This window comes from Burkholderia sp. NFPP32, from assembly GCF_900119325.1.
GTDB classification, from domain to species: Bacteria; Pseudomonadota; Gammaproteobacteria; order Burkholderiales; family Burkholderiaceae; genus Burkholderia; species Burkholderia pyrrocinia_C.
Genome location: NZ_FPJP01000037.1, coordinates 21700 through 37372 on the forward strand (window position 1 = coordinate 21700; position 15673 = coordinate 37372).

Here is a 15673-nt window from a genome sequence, read left to right on the forward strand (position 1 = left end):
GAGAACAACATGAGTGAAGTGAATTTCCGCAGCGCGTTTGTCGAATTCGAAGGCACCCGAATCCACTACCAGGAGGCGGGCGAAGGTCCGGCTCTGATCATGCTTCAGGGATCGGGACCGGGCGCGTCCGGTTGGTCGAACTATAGCCGGAATGCTCCGTTCTTCGCGCGCAGCCATCGTGTCATCGTGCCTGACCTTGCCGGATGGGGCAAATCCGACATGAGGCCGGTTGGCGTATCGATTCCCGGCTGGTGGGCGAGTTCGATTCTCGGCCTCATGGATTCCCTGTCCATTACTCAGGCCGACATCATCGGTAATTCGCTCGGAGGAATGATTGCTCTGAAGATGGCCTTGACTGCTCCGGACCGTGTCGGCCGGCTCGTGCTGATGGGACCGGCCGGCGGCTTCCCGACGCTGGGCCAATGGCCCACGCCCGCGATCCGCACGTTGGCGACCGCCTATGAGGGCGATGGCATTACGGCGGAAAAGGTGAAGAGTTTCATCAGCGAGAGTCTGTTCGATCAATCCGCGATCACCGATGAACTCGTGAAGGGCAGATTGGAAGCGGCGATGGACCCGCGCATCATTGCTCAGCCACCGATGCGCCTCGAGTCGGGACAACCGTTTGAAGAGCTTTGGCGAGATCCGGGCCTTGCCACGTTGCCGCATGAGACGCTGATCATCTGGGGGAGGGAGGACCGCGTGGTCCCGCTCGATACCGGGATGATCTATTTGAAGCGCATCCCCAATGCGCAACTCAATACCTTCCCGAAGTGTGGCCACTGGGCGCAGTGGGAATGGGCGGATCGGTTCAATCGAGTCGTCTCGTCCTTCCTCTCGGAAGCGCGTTGACGAGCGCACGACAAGCGCTGGACGGCCGACGGGAATACGATGCCGACGGCTGTTGAATCACGACCTAACTGGGATTTTTCATGGCAATGACAGGCCGGATGATGAGCACGCCCCTGCTCATCTCTTCGATCATCAGGCGCGCGGCGCGATACAGCGGCGGCGTCGAGATTGTTTCGCGCGGCAGTGACGGCGGCATTCATCGCTATACCTATCGGGAGTGCGAACTCCGCGCGCGTAAGCTGGCCCAGGCGTTGGAGGCGCTCGGCTTGCGACAAGGCGATCGCATCGGCACACTGGCATGGAATAGCTATCGCCATTTGGAGCTTTACTACGCCGTGCCAGGGGCGGGTGCGATCTGCCATACCATCAATCCACGATTGTTTCCCGAGCAAATCGTCCATATCGTCAACGATGCCGAAGACACGTACGTGTGTTTCGACGTTCAATTCCTGCCCCTCGTCGAGGAAATCGCAGGACGGTGCCCAGGCGTCAAGGCATGGATCATGATGGCCGGTCGCGAGGACATGCCCACCGCCAGCAAGGTTTCCTTGCTCTGCTACGAAGAATTGATCGGTGCGCAGGACGGAAATTACGAATGGCCGATGTTGGATGAGAACTTCGCATCGGGCCTCTGCTACACGTCCGGTACGACCGGAAACCCGAAGGGCGTGCTGTACTCGCATCGTTCGACCGTTCTGCATTCCTATGCTTCTGCCTTGCCCGACTCGCTGAATTGTTCGGCGTCGGAGGTCATCATGCCGGTGGTTCCCATGTTTCACGTGAATGCATGGGAACTGCCGTATTCCGCGCCGTTGGTCGGCGCGAAGCTGGTGCTTCCGGGGCATAGGCTCGACGGCGCCTCGCTCTACGAATTGATCGAGGGGGAGCAGGTTACCTACTCCGCAGGCGTGCCGACCGTGTGGCTCGGCCTGCTCGAACATGTGCGATCGAACGATCTGAAGTTTTCGACATTCCGTCGAACAGGTATCGGCGGGTCGGCCGTCTCTCGTTCGATGATTCGCGCCTTCAAGGAATTGGGTGTCGACGTGGCTCATGGCTGGGGCATGACGGAGACTTCGGCGATGGGCGCCAGCTGCACGCTGCGACGTCAGCATGCCGGGCTTTCCGAATCCGTGCAAGAAAAGGTCCTCGAGAAGCAAGGTGCCGTGATTCCGGGCATAGACATGAAGATCGTGGACGGCCTGGGTCACGAGTTGCCTTGGGACGGCAAGACGGCGGGCGATCTGCTTGTTCGCGGCCCGTGGATCATAGATTCGTACTACGGCAACGACACGTCTCCGCTGGAGGATGGCTGGTTTCCCACTGGCGACGTGGCGACGATCGATGCGGATGGCTACATGCACATCACCGACCGCAGCAAGGACGTCGTCAAATCCGGAGGTGAATGGATCTCGTCGATAGACATCGAGAACATCGCAGCGGCTCACCCGGCGGTGCATCTGGCCGCGTGCATTGCCGTGCGTCATCCGAAATGGGGCGAGCGCCCATTACTGGTCGCGGTGAAAAAAGCTGGCGCGAATGTCGGTCGAGATGAACTGCTGCAGTTTTTTGAAGGCAAGGTTGCGAAGTGGTGGGTTCCGGACGATGTGGTTTTCGTCGAAGCCATGCCCATGACCGCGACCGGGAAATTTCAAAAAGCCGCACTGCGGGAGCAGTTCAAGGAGCATCGATTGCCGACGGCCTGATTTTCGAAGCTTGTCGATGAAACATACCACCTATTCCAAGGCTGCGGAACGAACGCCAGTCCGCGCCGGGGATCTTGGTTGATGAGGTTTGGACGTATGGCTAATTCTTCTGTTCAGCAAGCCGCGGATGCCTTGCACGAAGCCCGCAGTACGCGTATCCCGGTTTCCAGGATTTCGGAAAGGTTCGGGATCGAGAGTCTGCGCGATGCGTATCGGGTAGCGGCAATCAACACGAACCGTGCTATCGACGCCGGGAGACGAATTTGCGGGAAGAAAGTTGGCCTGACATCGGTTGCGGTCCAGCGACAACTCGGGGTCGATCAGCCGGATTTCGGCGTCCTGTTCAGCGATATGGAGTTTGTCAGCGGCGCAGACATTCCGGTTAGTCGCCTGATTCAGCCCAAGGCCGAGGGCGAGGTGGCTTTCGTCATCGGGCGCGACCTGACCGAGGAACTGAGCTGGGGCCGATTCCTGCATGGCATCGAGTACGCATTGCCCGCGATCGAGGTTGTCGACAGCGCGATCGAGAACTGGAGCATCACGCTCGTCGATACGGTGGCGGACAACGCCTCCTGCGGCCTGTATGTCCTTGGCACAGATCCGAAACGCATTTCCGATCTCGATCTCGCTACTTGCCAGATGCGTTTCCTGAAAACGGACGAGCTTGTCTCGGAGGGGCATGGGGCCGCATGTCTGGGCCACCCGCTTCTTGCCGCCTGGTGGCTCGCCCAGACGATGCAACAACTCGGCGATCCGCTTCGCGCTGGCGATGTCGTGCTGTCGGGTGCGTTGGGGCCGATGTTCCCTGTACGCGAAGGCGACGCATTGCAGCTGGAAGTCGACGGACTGGGCAAAGTTTCCTGTATCGCCGCGTAGGCGATCGATTTTAACGAGCGGGAGAATCCATGGCAGGCAAGTTGAAAGTCGCGATCATCGGGTCGGGCAACATCGGCACCGATCTGATGATCAAAATCATGCGACACGGTGATCATCTCGAGATGGGTGCGATGGTCGGCATCGATGCCGCTTCCGACGGTCTCGCGCGTGCGGTACGCATGGGCGTCGCGACGACGCACGAAGGCGTCGAGGGGCTTGCGCGCCTGCCGGTGTTTGGGGACATCGATATCGTCTTTGACGCGACGAGCGCGGCAGCGCACGTGAAGAACGACGCATTCTTGCGGGGGCTCAAGCCAAACGTTCGCATGATCGACCTGACACCGGCCGCGATCGGCCCGTACTGCGTGCCGGTTGTGAATCTCGACGCACACGTCAATACGCTGAACGTCAACATGGTGACGTGCGGCGGCCAGGCGACCATTCCCATGGTGGCAGCGGTGTCGCGCGTCGCAAAAGTGCACTACGGCGAGATCATCGCGTCCATTTCGAGCAAATCCGCCGGGCCAGGCACGCGCGCGAACATCGACGAGTTCACGGAGACGACATCCAAAGCGATCGAGCAGGTTGGCGGCGCGGCAAAGGGGAAAGCCATCATCATCCTCAATCCGGCCGATCCGCCCCTCATCATGCGTGACACGGTTTACTGTCTGTCCGATTCGGCCGACGAAGAGGCGGTGGAGCGGTCGATCGAGGACATGGTCGCCGCCGTCAATCGCTATGTGCCCGGCTATCGCCTCAAGCAACGGGTGCAATTCGATCGGATAGAAGCTGATGCACCCTTGAATATCCCTGGTGTGGGCGCGCGTATGACAGGGCTCAAAACCTCGGTGTTCCTAGAGGTGGAGGGCGCCGCGCATTATCTGCCGTCCTACGCCGGCAATCTCGACATCATGACCTCCGCGGCGAAGGCTTGTGCTGAGCGCATGGCCGCCGAGATGGTCGCCCATGCTACGACCTAGGGGAAACACGGCATGACACTCGGCAAAAAACTGTACATCTCCGACGTGACGCTGCGAGACGGTTCGCATGCGATTCGTCACCAATACAGCGTGCAACAGGCGGCGGCGATTGCGAAAGCGCTCGACGAAGCCAAGGTCGATTCGATCGAGGTGGCGCATGGAGACGGGCTGCAAGGATCGAGTTTCAACTACGGATTCGGCGCGCATACCGATCTCGAATGGATTGCCGCGGTGGCGGAAGCGGTCAAGCACGCGAAGGTCGCGACGTTGCTGCTGCCCGGGATCGGCACGATTCACGATCTGCGCAACGCCTATGATGCTGGCGCTCGTATTGTCCGCGTAGCCACGCATTGCACCGAGGCCGACATCTCCAAACAGCACATCGAGTACGCGCGCGATCTCGGGATGGAGGCAGTGGGTTTCCTCATGATGAGCCACATGACCACCCCACGCGACCTTGCACAGCAGGCGAAGCTAATGGAGAGCTACGGGGCGACGTGCTGCTACGTCGTCGATTCCGGCGGCGCATTGGGAATGAATGACGTACGCGAGCGCTTTCGCGCCTTCAAGGACGTATTGAAGCCGGAGACCGAGACAGGCATTCATGCCCATCACAATTTGAGCCTCGGCGTCGCCAACAGCATCGTCGCCGTCGAGGAAGGCTGCGACCGCGTCGATGCAAGCCTTGCCGGCATGGGCGCCGGTGCCGGAAACGCGCCGCTCGAAGTGTTCATCGCCGCGGCCGAACGGCTCGGCTGGAACCACGGCTGTGATCTTTATAGCCTGATGGATGCTGCCGATGACCTGGTTCGTCCACTACAGGACCGGCCCGTTCGTGTCGATCGCGAAACGCTGGCGCTGGGTTATGCGGGCGTCTATTCGAGCTTCCTTCGCCACTCGGAAAGCGCTGCTCGGAAATACGGATTGAAGACCGTCGACATCCTTGTCGAACTGGGGCGACGCCGCATGGTTGGCGGGCAGGAGGACATGATCGTCGACGTGGCGCTCGATCTTCTTCGCGCTCGGCAGTCGTAGGGAACTTGGTGGTCCGCGGATAGCTGCGGATCGGTCAAGCGAGATAGTTTCGATCGACAGAAATACTCGGAGAAGTACGTTATGTAATTGGTGATACTAAATAAATGCCGACGAATGATGGCCATTGAGAGCCCGGTCGGCACCTTTCGGGACTGAGGTCGCCGTAAAACGGAGGAGACGAAGTATGAGGAAGCAACTGAATTCGATCGCGCTGGCGATTTCGATGTGCGGTTTCGCGGGTACGGCGTACGCACAGGAGGCGGGAAGCGTTGTGGTAACCGGTGGCGCCGCGTGGATCGACATGAGGCAATCGAGCTCTCAAGAACTGAAAAGCAGTTCCCAGTTCGGCACTTTCACTTCTCCTGGAACAGGCGCGGAAATTCATAACACGTTCACGGGAGAGTTCCTCGTTACCTACTTCGCAACGGAGCATATTGCGATCGAAAGTGCCGTGGGATTTCCCCCGAAGCTGAATTTTTTCTCCCAGGGCGTCGCCACCCCCCTTGGGCCCCAGGGGCCGGCAATGCCCGTGGGTGATCTGAAGCCGTTGGTGACGGCTCGGGTGTGGGCGCCCACGGTATTCGTGAAGTACTACTTTGGAAAGAAGGACAGTGTGTGGCGCCCATTCCTGGGTGTCGGCGTGAATTACACGTGGTTCAGCTCCGTCCAGGTTCATCCCGCATTCAGCGGGGCGCTCAGTCAGTTTGCCGGACCGGGTGGAAGGGTTGATGCATCGGCGAGCTCATCGTGGAACCCAGCTTTCACGGCTGGCGTGACGTATCGCCTCAACGGTAGATGGTCCGTGCTGGGATCGATCACCTACATCCCGCTAAAGACGACCGGAAAATTCGATGCAGTTAGTGCCAACGGAACGACCGTTTTGAGCAACACAACGCGAATCACGGCCAATCCAATCATCGGATTCGTTGGAGTTTCCTATCGATTTTGAGCAGTGGCTCGAGTCTGAATGGGTATATGGAAACAGGAGATTTCACCGTGGACGACATAAAAGTCCAAGTTGACGGACGGGTGCTGATCCTCACGATATCGAGATCGGAAAAGAAGAATGCGTTGACCGGTGCGATGTACAGCGCGCTTGCGGATGCGCTTGAATCAACTGCGCACGAGCGCGTGAACGCCGTCCTCATCCAATCTGACGGTGACACGTTCTCGGCCGGAAGCGACCTGAGCGAATTCTCCGCTGAGGCAATTCGTGACGGCATCGGCAAGAGCCACGGTGCGCGGTTTCTCCGATGTCTGGCGACGATGGAGATTCCCGTCGTGGCCGCCGTACAAGGGAAAGCCATTGGCGTCGGCGCCACCATGCTGTTGCATTGCGACTACGTCATCGTTGCGAACGACGCGCAACTCAGCGCGCCGTTTGTGGACCTGGCGCTCGTTCCTGAAGCGGCGTCGGGCTACCTGCTTCCGTTGCAGGTCGGAAGCATTCGTGCGTTCGAGATGATCGTGCTCGGCCGCTCTGTCGATGCGCAGACCGCCGTGGAATGGGGAATCGCCAATCGATCGGTGCCGGCTGACCAGCTTCGAGCCGAAGCGAAAGCGATTGCGGAGGTCATCGCTGCGAAGGCGCCGGGCGCGATCAGAGCGACGAAACGGTTGATGAGTGAGCGCACGAGAGTCATCGATCAAATGAACGCGGAGTTCGATGCGATCGACAGGCAATTGACAGGGAACGAGTGCAGTGAAGCCTTGGCCGCGTTCAAGGATAAGCGTCGTCCCGATTTCTTGAAGCTTCAATAACGTGATGGATAAAAGTAGCACTGACACTCGTGCGCATGAGGCCGCGATCCGACGAGCCCCGGATTTCGACGTGCGGCGGTTGGAATCGTGGCTAGGCGGAAATTTGCGTGGTTTTAGCGGGCCACTCGAAGCATCGCAATTTTCGGGAGGCCAGTCGAATCCAACCTATTTGCTGACGACGCCATCCGCCCGCTATGTCCTGCGCCGCAAGCCGTCGGGCACGTTACTGCCGTCCGCTCACGCGATCGATCGGGAATATCGCCTGATACGTGCGTTGAACGGATCCGCGGTGCCGGTCGCGCATGCGCACTGCTATTGCGACGACGTATCGGTAATCGGCGCCGAGTTTTATGTCATGAGCTATGTGGAAGGCCGCGTGCTCTGGGAGCCCAGCCTTCCGGGCATGACGCCCAACGAACGCCGCCTGGTTTTCGATGAAATGAATCGCGTCATGGCGGCGCTGCATACGGTCGATATCGACGCACTTGGTCTGCGCGACTTCGGGCGAACAGGAAGCTATTTCGAGCGTCAAGTGTCACGCTGGACCAAACAGTATCGCGCATCCGAGACGCGCCACATTGCGTCCATCGAACGATTGATCGAATGGTTGCCGCATCATCTTCCCAGCGCGGAACGGACGAGCCTAGTTCATGGTGATTTTCGCCTGGACAACATGATCTTTGCCCCGGATGAGCCACGAGTGGTCGCTGTACTCGATTGGGAACTCTCGACGCTTGGTGATCCGCTCGCGGATTTCGCCTACCTCTGCCTCGCGTGGCACTTGCCGGCGGCCGGTTCGCGCGGACTGGCGGACTTGACTGACGCCGACAAGGTTTCGCTGGGCATTCCGCATGAAGCTGAATTTGTGTCGGCGTACTGCCGCCGTACCGGCATTGAGGAAATCGGAACACGTGAGTGGAACTTCTACCTCGCCTATAACTTCTTTCGCGTGGCCGCGATTCGGCAAGGAATCATGAAGCGCGCACTCGACGGTAACGCAAGCAGCGATCAGGCATTCGAGCACGGCAGACTTGCTGCCGCGATGGGCGATCTGGGATGGGGTTGCGCAGAACGCGCGATGGCCGCTTGACAGTAGCACCGGCCGCAATTCGGAAGAGGAATAGATGAACTTCGAACCTTCGGAAAAGGTTAAGGACCTGCAGCGCCGTGTTTCGGCATTCATGCATCAATATGTGTACCCCAACGAGGAACGTTACGAGCGAGAAGTCTGCGACGGCGACCGTTGGCAGCCGATCGCGCTCATTGAAGAGCTGAAGGCGCACGCGAAGGACCAAGGTTTGTGGAATCTGTTTCTGCCCGATTCGGAACATGGGGCGGGACTGACGAACGTCGAATACGCTCCCCTTTGCGAAATCATGGGCCGGGTGCCATGGGCACCGGAGGTTTTCAACTGTTCGGCACCCGACACAGGCAACATGGAAGTGCTGGTCCGTTACGGCACGCAGGAGCAGAAGAAGACGTGGCTCGAGCCGTTGCTGCGTGGCGAGATTCGCTCGGCGTTCGCAATGACCGAGCCACTTGTGGCCTCGTCCGATGCAACGAACATCGAGAGCTCGATCGTGCGTGACGGTGACGAATACGTGATCAATGGCAGGAAATGGTGGACTTCTGGTGCCAACGATCCACGCTGCAAGGTCTTCATTTTCATGGGCAAGACCGACCCTGACGCGGCAGAGCGCTATCGTCAGCAAGGGATGATCCTCGTGCCGCGCGACGCGCCCGGCGTGACGATTCTTCGCCATCTGCCGGTGCTCGGCTTCGACGACGCGCCGCACGGGCATGCGGAAATCGTCTTCGAGAACGTACGTGTGCCGGTAACGAACATGCTGCTCGGCGAAGGGCGCGGCTTCGAGATTGCTCAAGGGCGTCTCGGCCCCGGTCGTATCCATCACTGCATGCGCCTGATCGGTCTCGCGGAGCGTGCACTCGAAGTGACGTGTACACGTAGCCTGTCTCGAACGGCGTTTGGACGGGCAATTGCCGACCAAACGGTGACGCAGCACCGCATTGCCGACGCACGTATCTCGATCGACCAGACGCGCTTACTGGTGCTGGATGCTGCGCACAAGATGGACGCGATCGGCAATAAGGCGGCCGCACGCGAAATTGCGATGATCAAGGTGGCAGCGCCCAACATGGCATGCTCGGTCATCGATTGGGCGATTCAGACCTGCGGGGGCTATGGAATGCAGGATCGCTTCCTGACGCACGCCTATGCTGCCGCACGGTCGCTGCGCATCGCGGACGGTCCGGATGAAGTGCATCGCAATCAGATAGGGCGAATGGAACTGGCCCGTTATCGGGGCTCGAGATAAGCGGCACTACAGGAATGTCGCGTTCGCCTTCGCCTTCAAAAAAGGCCGAACGTTCGAGTGTTTATTTGATTTTGGATCCAATCGAGCTGTCTGTATCGAACTGGCAGCGACATAGCTCAACCTGGATGCACGGTACCCCGTCCCGTGCGTCGCACATACAAGGGAAGGGAACATGACAGCGCACTACAGGGTGCACGATGACGTGGCGGTTATCACGCTCGACAACCCACCGGTCAATGGGCTCGGGCACACGACACGTCTCGCCATCGTCGAGGCAATGGCCGCAGCAGCAGCCGACGCGGGCGTACGGGCCATTGTCATTACCGGGGCAGACAGCGGCTTCTCGGCCGGAGCGGACATCCGAGAATTCGGCACGCCGAAAGCAACGCAGGAACCGAGCATTCATACGGTCATACGAGCGATCGAATCCAGCGCCAAGCCGGTTGTCGCCGCCATCCATTCGGTGGCCATGGGCGGTGGGCTGGAGTTGGCAATGGGTTGCCACTTTCGTGTTGTCACACCGGGTGCGCAGATTGCACTACCTGAAGTGAAGCTCGGCGTTCTTCCGGGAGCAGGGGGGACGCAGCGCCTCCCGCGGGCCGTCGGCCTCGAGGCAGCGCTCGACATGATCGTATCCGGCCGAATCGTACGCTCCGAAAAACTGGCAGACACTGGCCTGTTCGACCTGATCATCGAGGGCGACCTGCTGACAGGCGCGGTGCGGTTTGCACAACAGGCTGCGGACTGGAACGAACTGCCGCGGCTGCGAGATCGCCGCATCGAGCATGTCAATCCGGACGGATTCCTGCAATTCGCGCGCAACACGATTGCAACTGCCAGCCGCAACTTTCCGGCGCCGCTCAAATGTGTCGACGCCGTGCAGGCTTCCGTCCAGCAAGCCTTCGACGATGGGATCAAGTTCGAACGCAAGCTGTTCATGGAACTGATGGACACATCGGAATCCCGAGCGCTTCGTCACGCCTTCTTCGGAAAACGTGCTGGTGCGAAGATTCCTGACCTGCCACCCGACACACCGGTGCGGACGGTAACGCAAGTGGCTGTCGTCGGCGCGGGCACGATGGGAGCGGGCATTGCGATGAACTTTCTCAGTGCGGGCCTCCAGGTCACGATTCTCGAGACGCGGCAAGACGCGCTCGAGCGCGGTGTCGCGGCGATCCGCAAGAACTACGACGACAACGCCAGAAAGGGCAAGCTCACGCAGGAACAGGTCGAGCAGCGTATGTCCCTTCTGACGCCGACACTCTCCTATGACGATCTCCGGCACGTCGACCTCATTATTGAAGCGGTGTTCGAGGAAATGAGCGTGAAGGAAAGTGTGTTCCGGGAGCTGGATGCTGTCGCAAAGCATGGAGCCATCCTGGCATCGAACACCTCGACCCTGGACGTGGACAAGATCGCCGCGTTCACGAAGCGGCCTTACGACGTGGTCGGTATGCATTTCTTCAGTCCGGCCAACGTGATGGAACTTCTCGAGGTCGTACGAGGTGAGAAGACCGCCCACGACGTGCTGGCGACAGTCATGAGTCTCGCCAGGAAGATCGGCAAGACGGCGGTGGTGTCCGGTGTTTGCGACGGCTTCATTGGTAACCGGATGATCAATCAGTACCTGCGCCAAGCAGGCTATCTGCTGGACGAGGGCGCGCTACCGGAACAGATCGATCGTGCGATCGAGAAGTTTGGCTTTGCGATGGGCCCGTTCCGCATGCTCGACCTGTCCGGCAACGACATCGTCCGGGCGATCCACAAGCGCCATGCGGTGGAAAGGCCGGATATCGTGTATTCGAAGACCACCCATCTGCTCTGTGAGATGGGGCGGTTCGGCCAAAAATCCGGTGCAGGCTGGTACGACTACAAGGCGGGCGATCGCAAGGCGTATCCGTCACCGGCTGTCAATGACATGATCGTCCAGCAATCGAGAGATATTGGTCTGGAGCGGCGTGTGATTTCGGACGACGAGATCGTCGAGCGTCTTGTCTATGCGCTCGTGAACGAAGGTGCTCGGATACTGGAAGAGGGCATCGCATCGAAAGCATCCGATATCGATGTCGTTTATCTCACGGGCTACGGCTTCCCGATCTTCCGCGGCGGTCCAATGTTCTATGCCGACACCGTAGGCCTTTACAACGTGACGCAAGCGACGCGCCGCTACGGCAAGGGGTATCGCGGCGAAGCGTGGCAAACGGCCCCGTCGCTCGAGCGGCTGGCCGAAGTGGGCAAAGGTTTCAACGATTGATGTGGAGCACGAATATGACTGAAGCAGTGATTGTTTCCACCGCTCGGACGGCACTCGCGAAGAGCTGGAAGGGCGCTTTCAACATGACGCACGGCGCTACGCTCGGCGGGCACGTCGTCAGACACGCGATCGAGCGTGCGCACGTCGAGCCGGGTGAAGTCGAGGACGTTCTGATGGGCTGTGCCGTTCCGGAAGGTGCGACTGGCTGGAACATCGGGCGGCAGATCGCATTGCGTGCAGACTGCCCGGCGAGCGTGCCAGGTGCAACCATCAATCGCTTTTGCTCCTCTGGACTGCAGGCGATTGCGACGGCCGCGCAGCGTGTGATTGCCGGTGAAGGCGATATCTTCGTTGCGGGTGGTGTCGAATCCATTTCCTGTGTCCAGCAGGAAATGAACCGACACATGCTGAACGACGGCTGGCTTGAGAGGCACAAGCCCACCATCTACTGGAGCATGCTGCAAACCGCTGAAACCGTCGCCCGGCGTTACAACATTGGGAGAGATCGTCAGGACGAGTATGGCGTTCGAAGCCAGCAGCGGGCGGCGGATGCCGTTGCCGCCGGAAGGTTTGCGGACGAAATCGTGCCGATCACCACAGTGATGGGCGTCGCCGACGCGAAGACCGGATCACTCGGCACGCGCGAAGTCACGGTGTCTGTCGATGAAGGCATCCGTGCCGATACGACACTGGAAGGCCTTTCGAAAATTCGTTCTTCTTTGCCGGGAGGCGTGATTACGGCCGGTAATGCGAGCCAGTTCTCCGATGGTGCATCCGCTGCTGTTGTCATGGACGGCAAGCTGGCCTCCGCCCGCGGCCTGCAGCCACTCGGCGCATTCCGGGGTTTTGCCGTTGCCGGATGTGAGCCGGACGAAATGGGTATCGGGCCGGTGTTCGCCGTACCTAAGCTGCTTGCGAAGGCCGGTTTAACGGTCGATGACATCGGCCTTTGGGAGTTGAACGAGGCATTCGCTGTCCAGGTGCTTTACTGCGCTGACAAACTCGGCATTCCGATGGCGCGCCTCAACGTCAATGGCGGCGCCATTGCATTGGGACATCCGTACGGTGTTTCCGGCGCGCGCCTCGTCGGGCATGCGCTGTTGGAGGGTAAGCGCCGTGGTGCTCGATATGTCGTCGTTACGATGTGCATCGGGGGCGGCCAAGGCGCAGCAGGGCTGTTCGAAGTTTTTTGATGTCTGCGCAAGAAGCGTCGCAGAAACAGGAATAGTGCGGATTAGACACCATGGGTACGCTCAAACAATTATTCGATCTTTCAGGAAAAACCGCGCTCGTGACTGGCGGCTCACGCGGCCTCGGTCTTCAACTCGCCGAGTCACTCGGCGAACTTGGAGCGCGCATCGTTCTTTCTGCGCGCAAAACCGACGAGTTGCAAGAGGCGCAGGCGCATCTGGCGTCGCTCGGCATTGAGGCGGACTTCATCGCAGCGGACGGTTCCATCGACGCAGATATTCATCGTCTGGCTGACGAGGCGCTCGCCAGGTTGGGTCGCGTCGACATACTCGTGAACAACGCGGGCGCGGTCTGGAGCGCGCCGGCGGAGGACCATCCGATCGAGGCATGGGATAAGGTCATGAACCTCAACATCCGAGGCCTCTTCCTGCTCACCCAGCAAATTGGCAAGCGGTCGATGATCCCGCGTGGATACGGCCGAATCGTCAACATGGCATCGATCGGCGGCCTCAGGGGAAATCCGCCTGATGCGATGAGCACCATTGCCTATAACGCGAGCAAGGGAGCGGTTGTCAATTTCACACGAACGCTCGCGGGTGAGTGGGGGCAATACGGCATCACGGTCAACGCGATTGCGCCGGGCTTTTTTCCGTCCAACATGACGCGGGGCTTGCTCACCCAATTGGGCGCGGACAAGGTTGCGGAAGGACTCCCATTACGGCGCATTGGCGATAGCGAGGATCTGAAGGGCGCCGTCGCATTGTTCGCATCGGATGCAGGCAAGCACATCACCGGACAGATCCTTGCAGTAGACGGTGGCGCGACTGCCGTACTATAACCGCGATACAGAGAGATACGGATGCCGAAGTATTGGGTAGATTTGGAGATCTTCGTTGCCGGGTAAAAACGGTGGGATCACATGGCTTCTGCGTCACCGCAGTACCGGAAAGACCCCGGAACAACCGGGCGCCAATGAAACCGGCACCTGACGACGCGTTCATACGGACATTGGGTGGTGGACGGAAATGAAGGCGGTGCAAATTGCAAGTACCGGTGGACCGGAGGTGCTGACGCCAGTCGATCTCGAAGTGCGACGTCCTGGTATTGGAGAGTTCTAGTCAAGGTCGACGCTGTCGGGATCAATTTTGCCGACACGGTTCGTCGCCGCAGTGCGCCTTAAAGTCCGAGATGGTTATCTGTTGTGCGGTATTCCTGCTGCTGATGTTTGCTACTGGCGACTCGGGAGTGTTCGGCCTCTCCCGGCTAGGGGCGATCCTGAAGGAGTTGAACTCGGGCGGTATGGCGTCGTTTCGGGCCTTGTCGGAGATTCGTGCCGCGCACATGGATGTCTGGTTTCAATTGAGACGAATCGAACTCGCGCAAAACGGTGAAGAGGTAGCCACATCAATCGGCACGATTCGCTCCGACGAAGAACGGTTGGTCCCAGGCGATTTCACTGACTGCCTGCTGCAATTTGAGGAACGACATGGACGTAATGCAACGGACTCGCTTTGCTGCTGCAGCAGCAGCTAATGCTGAAGATGCATCGATTTGGCGTTGGTTTTCCGCCCTTCTTGAAGAGCGTCGTATCCGGTGGCGTTACATGTTCGATAGTTGGGTCGTTAATGTCGATCGCACTCGTGTTGCCTCGGAGTTGACTTTCTATGATGCGATAAGGGCGGCAAAAGAGGAGGCCGAACAGCGGGGGCTAGGACGGCCTGACGAAAGGCCACCCCGGGGGCGCTGGCAAGGTAGGGATACAGAAGACGTAACACGATGCCGTTCCTATCGCTAATTCGCCTGGACGTCGCAAGATCTTGTGGTGCCTGCTGACTCCAGTTGCCCGCCTGCGCGACAGTATGTGAAATCGTGCGGTCAGATTTCGGCTCGTTCGGCCCCGAAGGGGTTGTGCAGGACCAGTGGTGATCGGAGATTGTTTTGCGCGAGATGATCTGCCGTCAAGATTGATTTCGTGACGTTTCCTCGGTCGGTGGAGTCAAGTGGCGAACCTATGCTGATGGCCGCGCGTTGAGTACCAGATCGCTCGCTGCGAGGGCAATGGCACGAAGTAACAGGTTGATTTTCACAGTGAGACTGCTCTTTTCGACATTACTTTCTAAGTTTAGAAAATTCAATTCGACTCTCAGACTGAAGGGAATCACGCATGAAGATTCACGAGTACCAGGGTAAGGAAATCCTGCGGAAATTCGGCGTCGCGGTACCGCGCGGCAAGCCGGCGTTCTCGGTTGACGAGGCCGTCAAGGTGGCGGAAGAGCTGGGCGGCCCGGTGTGGGTCGTCAAGGCTCAGATTCACGCGGGTGGCCGCGGCAAGGGCGGCGGCGTGAAGGTGGCGAAGTCGATCGAGCAGGTTCGCGAATACGCGAACCAGATCCTCGGCATGCAGCTCGTCACGCACCAGACCGGTCCGGAAGGCCAGAAGGTCAACCGTCTGATGATCGAAGAAGGCGCCGACATCAAGCAGGAACTGTATGTCAGCCTCGTCGTCGATCGCATCTCGCAAAAGATCGTCCTGATGGGTTCGAGCGAAGGCGGGATGGACATCGAAGAAGTCGCCGAAAAGCACCCGGAACTGATCCACAAGGTCATCGTCGAGCCGTCGACGGGCCTGCTCGACGCCCAGGCCGACGACCTCGCCGCGAAGATCGGCGTGCCGGCCGCTTC

Annotated in this window: 14 protein-coding genes; all 14 read left to right on the plus strand. The window is 59.4% G+C overall.

Translation table 11 applies throughout. The annotated features are described in order from the left end of the window. The first annotated feature begins 9 nt into the window (after positions 1-9). Entirely contained in the window at positions 10-852 is an 843-nt protein-coding gene (locus BT264_RS35125; RefSeq protein WP_072445173.1) for an alpha/beta fold hydrolase, read from the plus strand. Positions 853-932: 80 nt separating this feature from the next. Further along, the gene (locus BT264_RS35130) at positions 933-2558 is read left to right on the plus strand and encodes a 3-(methylthio)propionyl-CoA ligase (protein ID WP_072445172.1); all 1626 of its coding nucleotides are present in this window, start codon (positions 933-935) and stop codon (positions 2556-2558) included. 96 nt (positions 2559-2654) lie between these two features. After that, a complete protein-coding gene (locus BT264_RS35135) occupies positions 2655-3434 on the plus strand; it encodes a 2-keto-4-pentenoate hydratase (RefSeq protein ID WP_072445171.1) in 780 nt (259 codons plus the stop codon). 29 nt (positions 3435-3463) lie between these two features. Then, complete coding sequence (locus BT264_RS35140) at positions 3464-4414, plus strand: acetaldehyde dehydrogenase (acetylating) (protein ID WP_072445170.1); 951 nt, start codon at positions 3464-3466, stop codon at positions 4412-4414. 12 nt (positions 4415-4426) lie between these two features. Then, a complete protein-coding gene (dmpG, locus tag BT264_RS35145) occupies positions 4427-5449 on the plus strand; it encodes a 4-hydroxy-2-oxovalerate aldolase (RefSeq protein ID WP_072445169.1) in 1023 nt (340 codons plus the stop codon). Positions 5450-5633: 184 nt separating this feature from the next. Further along, positions 5634-6398 carry an OmpW/AlkL family protein gene (locus BT264_RS35150; RefSeq protein ID WP_072445168.1) on the plus strand — a complete coding sequence of 255 codons (765 nt, stop codon included), beginning with the start codon at positions 5634-5636 and terminating at the stop codon, positions 6396-6398. Positions 6399-6445: 47 nt separating this feature from the next. Then, positions 6446-7210 carry an enoyl-CoA hydratase-related protein gene (locus BT264_RS35155; protein WP_083534350.1) on the plus strand — a complete coding sequence of 255 codons (765 nt, stop codon included), beginning with the start codon at positions 6446-6448 and terminating at the stop codon, positions 7208-7210. A gap of 4 nt (positions 7211-7214) precedes the next feature. Further along, positions 7215-8300 carry a phosphotransferase family protein gene (locus BT264_RS35160; protein ID WP_239483221.1) on the plus strand — a complete coding sequence of 362 codons (1086 nt, stop codon included), beginning with the start codon at positions 7215-7217 and terminating at the stop codon, positions 8298-8300. A gap of 34 nt (positions 8301-8334) precedes the next feature. Beyond that, entirely contained in the window at positions 8335-9546 is a 1212-nt protein-coding gene (locus BT264_RS35165; RefSeq protein WP_072445166.1) for an acyl-CoA dehydrogenase family protein, read from the plus strand. Positions 9547-9718: 172 nt separating this feature from the next. Beyond that, on the plus strand, positions 9719-11800 hold the full coding sequence (locus BT264_RS35170) for a 3-hydroxyacyl-CoA dehydrogenase NAD-binding domain-containing protein (protein WP_072445165.1): 2082 nt from the start codon (positions 9719-9721) through the stop codon (positions 11798-11800). A 14-nt stretch (positions 11801-11814) separates the two neighbouring features. Continuing rightward, entirely contained in the window at positions 11815-12993 is a 1179-nt protein-coding gene (locus BT264_RS35175) for an acetyl-CoA C-acyltransferase (RefSeq protein ID WP_072445186.1), read from the plus strand. A 50-nt stretch (positions 12994-13043) separates the two neighbouring features. Beyond that, positions 13044-13829: an SDR family oxidoreductase gene (locus BT264_RS35180; RefSeq protein WP_072445164.1), complete on the plus strand. Its 786-nt coding sequence runs from the start codon at positions 13044-13046 to the stop codon at positions 13827-13829. Between the two features lie 407 nt (positions 13830-14236). Continuing rightward, positions 14237-14524, plus strand: coding sequence for a hypothetical protein (locus tag BT264_RS39440; RefSeq protein WP_177318446.1), 288 nt, complete (start codon positions 14237-14239; stop codon positions 14522-14524). A 631-nt stretch (positions 14525-15155) separates the two neighbouring features. Further along, positions 15156-15673: ATP-grasp domain-containing protein (locus tag BT264_RS35190; protein WP_177319000.1), on the plus strand; the 518-nt coding region annotated here is incomplete at its 3' end.

What these genes read in the sequence shown, in the direction of transcription:
- BT264_RS35125 (WP_072445173.1), top strand. Translation starts at nt 10, where the DNA reads ATGAGTGAAGTGAATTTCCGCAGCGCGTTTGTCGAATTCGAAGGCACC.
- BT264_RS35130 (WP_072445172.1), top strand. Translation starts at nt 933, where the DNA reads ATGGCAATGACAGGCCGGATGATGAGCACGCCCCTGCTCATCTCTTCG.
- BT264_RS35135 (WP_072445171.1), top strand. Translation starts at nt 2,655, where the DNA reads ATGGCTAATTCTTCTGTTCAGCAAGCCGCGGATGCCTTGCACGAAGCC.
- BT264_RS35140 (WP_072445170.1), top strand. Translation starts at nt 3,464, where the DNA reads ATGGCAGGCAAGTTGAAAGTCGCGATCATCGGGTCGGGCAACATCGGC.
- dmpG (WP_072445169.1), top strand. Translation starts at nt 4,427, where the DNA reads ATGACACTCGGCAAAAAACTGTACATCTCCGACGTGACGCTGCGAGAC.
- BT264_RS35150 (WP_072445168.1), top strand. Translation starts at nt 5,634, where the DNA reads ATGAGGAAGCAACTGAATTCGATCGCGCTGGCGATTTCGATGTGCGGT.
- BT264_RS35160 (WP_239483221.1), top strand. Translation starts at nt 7,215, where the DNA reads ATGGATAAAAGTAGCACTGACACTCGTGCGCATGAGGCCGCGATCCGA.
- BT264_RS35165 (WP_072445166.1), top strand. Translation starts at nt 8,335, where the DNA reads ATGAACTTCGAACCTTCGGAAAAGGTTAAGGACCTGCAGCGCCGTGTT.
- BT264_RS35170 (WP_072445165.1), top strand. Translation starts at nt 9,719, where the DNA reads ATGACAGCGCACTACAGGGTGCACGATGACGTGGCGGTTATCACGCTC.
- BT264_RS35175 (WP_072445186.1), top strand. Translation starts at nt 11,815, where the DNA reads ATGACTGAAGCAGTGATTGTTTCCACCGCTCGGACGGCACTCGCGAAG.
- BT264_RS35180 (WP_072445164.1), top strand. Translation starts at nt 13,044, where the DNA reads ATGGGTACGCTCAAACAATTATTCGATCTTTCAGGAAAAACCGCGCTC.